Annotated in this window: 4 protein-coding genes and 1 pseudogene; 4 read left to right on the top strand and 1 reads right to left on the bottom strand. The window is 38.5% G+C overall.

Annotated elements, in window-relative coordinates; genetic code table 11:
* Positions 1-100 precede the first annotated feature (100 nt).
* Both LC574_RS26205 and LC574_RS26200 read left to right on the top strand, forming a co-directional pair.
* Positions 101-217: pseudogene (locus LC574_RS26205) on the top strand (Crp/Fnr family transcriptional regulator); the annotation flags it as partial.
* A 139-nt stretch (positions 218-356) separates the two neighbouring features.
* Complete coding sequence (locus LC574_RS26200; RefSeq protein WP_229456456.1) at positions 357-2,039, top strand: iron uptake porin; 1,683 nt, start codon at positions 357-359, stop codon at positions 2,037-2,039.
* Between the two features lie 104 nt (positions 2,040-2,143).
* Here the strand turns inward: LC574_RS26200 and LC574_RS26195 are convergent, their stop codons facing one another.
* Entirely contained in the window at positions 2,144-2,404 is a 261-nt protein-coding gene (locus LC574_RS26195) for a hypothetical protein (protein WP_229456453.1), read from the bottom strand.
* A 165-nt stretch (positions 2,405-2,569) separates the two neighbouring features.
* On the opposite strand from LC574_RS26195, the gene LC574_RS26190 reads away from it, so the two are divergent.
* Positions 2,570-3,172: a DUF3318 domain-containing protein gene (locus LC574_RS26190; protein ID WP_229456452.1), complete on the top strand. Its 603-nt coding sequence runs from the start codon at positions 2,570-2,572 to the stop codon at positions 3,170-3,172.
* A 111-nt stretch (positions 3,173-3,283) separates the two neighbouring features.
* Positions 3,284-4,828: a hypothetical protein gene (locus LC574_RS26185; RefSeq protein WP_229456451.1), complete on the top strand. Its 1,545-nt coding sequence runs from the start codon at positions 3,284-3,286 to the stop codon at positions 4,826-4,828.
* The last annotated feature ends 209 nt before the right edge of the window (positions 4,829-5,037 follow it).

Below are 5,037 nucleotides of genomic sequence, written 5' to 3'. Positions count from 1 at the left end.
CTTTCGATCTACTATGATAAATACAAGTCCTTTAATATGGTGCTCAACTATAATTTTGAATTAATTTATTTTGTAACCGCAAAATAATGCGGCGTTTGTGACGCGAGTAACAGTTACCCGACTCCTACAACAGTTGGAGGAAGAAGGAACAGTTTTACGTCACAAACGCCGCATTATTTTGCGGTTACAAAATAAATTAATTCAAAATTATAGTTGAGCACCATATTAAAGGACTTGTATTTATCATAGTATAAAGGTATAATGATGACCGTGATTATGTGTAAAATTCCTGAAAGTAAAGTGTTTTAAGCATTTTATCATCACTGGATTATCTAGGTGTGAGTGAGAGTAATAACATGACAAAAGCATTCTGGAATCTTTGTAAGGTTAGTCCGGTTGTCTTAGCTGCTGCATTTTTCGCTGCGAATAGCGCTGTAGCTGCTGAAGTCAACGAACAAATAACAAATGTTGCCCAGTTATCTGAAGCTCAAAAGTCTAACAACATCGGTCAAGTAACATCAGTTTCCCAATTTTCGGATGTGCAGCCCACAGATTGGGCATTCCAAGCTTTACAATCTCTAGTTGAGCGCTACGGCTGTATTGCAGGTTATCCTAACGCAACCTATCGTGGGAACCGTGCTTTGACCCGTTATGAATTTGCCGCAGGTTTGAATGCCTGTTTAGACCGGGTTAATGAACTTATTGCTACAGCTACTGCCGATTTAGTCACTAAACAAGACCTGGCTACTTTACAGCGCTTACAAGAAGAATATTCTGCTGAACTAGCAACCCTGCGCGGTCGCGTAGATGGATTAGAAGCCCGCACTGCTGAGTTGGAAGCTAATCAGTTCTCCACTACTACCAAGTTGGTTGGGGAAGCGATTTTCAATGTGTCTGATGTTTTTGGTGACACTAGAGCGCTTCCTGGAGGTTCTACAGCCGCCCGAACCGACTTGAATTCCAACACGACTTTTAGTGACCGGGTGCGTTTGAACTTGTACAGCAGTTTCACTGGTAAAGATCAGTTGCAAATCCGTCTGAATGCTGGCAATATCGCTCAATTGGATGCTGGAAGTACATCAACAACTAGCCCCAGACCCAACATAACTGGCACCAGCATGACCCGCTTGGGCTTTGACGGTGATAATGGCAACTCCGTTGTATTCGATAAAATCAACTATGCTTTCAACTTTAATGACGCACTGCGTGTCAAGATTGACGCTAGTGGTGGTGAGTTATACGAAAACGTTAATACCTTTAACCCTGACTTTGCTAGCTCTGGTAGAGGTGCTCTCTCTCGCTTTGGACGTTTCAGCCCCATATATCGTCAAGGTCAAGGTGGCGCTGGTTTGACAGTTACTTTCAATCCTGGCGGCCCTATCAGTTTGAGTGGTGCTTATTTAGCTAGGACTGCTAATAACCCTACCCTGAATAATGGGTTGTTGGATGGTGATAATGCCATCTTTGGTCAGTTATCTTTCCAACCCACCAAAGCTTTTAATATTGGTCTAACCTACGCCCGCACTTATCAAACTAATAATGTTAACAATACTGTTAACAATAACCTTTTCCAAAGTACAGGTAGTGCTTTTGCCAACAATCCCTTTGGGAATAACACTGCTACCGAATCCAATAATTACGGTGTACAAGCTACCTTCCAACTTAGCTCTGCGTTGGCTATTAGTGGTTGGGGAGGTTACACAACTGCTGATGCTAGGAATGGCACTAATGCGGGTGCAGACGCAGATATTTGGTACTGGGCTGGATCGCTTGCTTTGAAAGACTTTGGTGGAGAAGGCAACGTCTTAGGTGTTATCTTTGGTCAACCACCCAAAGTTACTGGTGGCAGCATAAAAAATGTCGCCACCAATGTTGACCGAGACGACAATACCTCTTATCACTTAGAAGGTCTTTACAAGTTCAAGCTTTCCGATAATATTCAGGTAACTCCTGGCGTATTAGTAATCTTCAATCCAGAGCATAACGACGCTAACGACACAATTTATGTAGGTACTCTACGTACTACCTTCACCTTCTAAAATTGGTGATGAAATTTGGCTCCTAAATCGTGTTTCAATAAAGCCGACAATTAGATAAACAAAACCCCACATTTAGGTGGGGTTTTGTTTAGGAAGAAAGTTAGCTATGTAGGATTATAATCTTGCTGATTGGATATATCTTTTGGGGGGCGATCGCTACTCCAAGCCCACCATACAGTACCACAGTGACAGTAGTAAAACTCTTGCCATTTGCGACGACGGTCTTCTGTAAGTACAGGCGATCGCCGATTTAGCCAAACTTTTTCAGCTTCTAAGCTACTTGAGCGGCAGTTAGGACAGCAAAACTCATAAGCGTGTATTGCTTGATTCGTCCATTCAGGCGGGATGGGAGCAAAAGCGTCCATGTAGTTAAAAGTGGAGTCTCAACGTTTATTCAAAACTTTGAGTTTTTGAACTTGGGGGGAAACGGATACTATAAAATCCCGCCACACTATCATCAAAGATTAACACGAAAAGTATATTTTTTACAAAACTAATTACCATGTACATTATGGCTAATAATTAAATTTATGGAGCCAAATGTTGAAATTCGTCGTTTGTTAGATGTGATGCCTGCTTCTGGTCGGATGACGACTAAAATCGTTAGTAAGCCAGAGCAAGCAAAAGTGATTGACGCCTCCTTTCCCCAACCCTGGAATCAGGCGCGACCGATATATATTAATTTCGATTTGTGGCGTCGTCTGACCAAGCCGCAACGAGACTTGCTGCTGTTGCAGATGGTCAGCTGGTTGACGGGGGTGAAGTGGTTTAAACCCGACATTTATCAAGGTGTAGTACTGGCGGGGCTGTTAGGCGGATTATTAGAAATAGCACAATCAGATGTGGTGGGTGTAGCCGTAGCTGGGGGATTAAGTGCGATCGCCACTTTTCGGATCTGGCGCACTAATAAGTCTCAAGAGTCAGAATTAAATGCCGATGCAGCAGCAATTCGTATAGCACAACGGCGTGGTTATTCAGAAACTGAAGCAGCGCAGCACTTGTTATCTGCAATTGAAGCGTTAGCCAAAATTGAAGGGCGCTCCAGTTTAGATTTTACCGAGTTGATTCGTTGCCAAAACTTACGAGCGATCGCGGGTTTATCACCAGTAGGTATGCCAGAAAATTATAAGTAGAAATTAGGAAGAATCCATTCGTCTAAATAGTTAAAAAATCAAGATAATATTTTGATAAATAAGTTTTGTCTCAGATTGTGATAGCATTTTTGGAAAGATTTTTAACTAACAATGCTAAACAAGAAACTCATCACATATACTTCGAGATTACCTTTTCATTCTCCTTGGTTTATTATCATTATTTTTTCCGTTCTTGGTTTAATAGGTATTCTCAACCATTCCATGTGGCGAGATGAACTAAATCCCTGGCTTATTGTCAGAGATAGTGAATCTTTAGGGGATTTAATTGCAAATATTCGTTATGAAGGTCATCCTGTTCTATGGTATTTTTCTCTGGAACTTCTGAGAAAAATATTCGATAATCCTATTATTATGCAAATTTTTCATTTGGCAATTACTGTTGTTTCGGTTACTCTGTTTTGCCTATATAGTCCTTTTAACTATCAACAAAAGTTTCTTTTTTCTTTTGGTTTCTTTCCTTTTTATGAATATCTTTTAATTTCTCGAAATTATGCCTTTAGTATGTTATTTATTTTTGCATTCTGTACAGTTTTTTCATCCAGAAAAATAACTTATACTTATTTGGCAGTTTTCTTGGGTTTACTAGCAAATAGTAGTGCTTATGGTTTATTGGTATCATTCTCTTTATCATTGACTTTGCTAGCTGAATTTTGTTTTGATAGTGAACATCGCCAGCAGTATTTTACTCAAAGCCAAAAATACGACTTATTTTTAAGTATTGTAATTATCATATTTTCTTTTATTTTATGCATTTATATTATTACTCCTCCGACAGATAGTTATCTTCATGGTGGGTTAAATAATGGTTGGCTAACAAAATTAGATATCCGTCATTTATTGAGAAGCATAAGTAGAATATTTGGTGCTTATTTATTAATTATTCCTCAACACAAAAAATGGTTGGATTTAATTATTTGTGCGACGATTGCTATCTTAATTGTAATTTTAACCTTAATTAAATTATCTAAAAAGCCAGTTACATTGTTTTTCTACATTATAGGTAATTCTGTAATATTTGCCTTTACATACTTCAGATTTATAGGTATGCCTCGGCATTTTGGACATTTCTATTTAGTTCTGATAGCGGCTTTATGGCTGGGAAGTTATTATCAAGAATTTCCAGTTATACTCAATAAATTTTATGTTCGTCCAAATTCAATTATATTCGTTCAAAAATGGCATTATATCGCTTTGATGCTAATTCTTTATGCCCAGTTTTTGGGAGGTATTTATAGTTTTTCAAGAGATTTAATTGTACCATTTTCTGCCAGTCGAGAAACAGTTCAATATATTCAAAAAGCTGGGTTAAATAATGAGTTTATTGTTGCCAGTCGAGATGCAAATATGGCTACTTTATCGGGTTATCTCAATCGAAAGCTTTACTATCCTGAGATTCAAAAAATGGGAAGCTTTACCCTATTTAAAAACGGTCGTCAAGATGTCGAACAAGCTGAGATATTAAGCCAAATTAATTCTCTACTCAAAAATCAATATGAGCAAAATAAAATTTTGCTGATTTTAAATAGGAAACTGAATGTCAACCGTAATGATTTGAAAATTGTTCCAATCAAAGATTTTCAGAGAGGCTGGGTGGATAGTGAACGATATTATCTTTATTGGGTAGATGAAGCATAAGAATAATCCGCCGAATTTTGCACTTCTCAGCCAGATTGGAGTCAATTTTCAAAGTAAAGAGAAGTACAAAATTTCATTCAGAAATATGGGATATAACGGTTCTCTTTTGCATGAAGTACATTTTTAAACATTACCCCCAACCCCTCTCCAAAGCAACGGAGAGGGGTGTGTTTGCGTTAGCAAATACGGGGTGAGGTTATGACTGGGTT

This window comes from Nostoc sp. CHAB 5715 (genome assembly GCF_020829685.1).
Lineage (GTDB): Bacteria > Cyanobacteriota > Cyanobacteriia > Cyanobacteriales > Nostocaceae > Nostoc.
The sequence above is the reverse complement of the archived record's forward strand: the minus strand, read 5'-3'. Positions and strand labels throughout refer to the sequence as shown.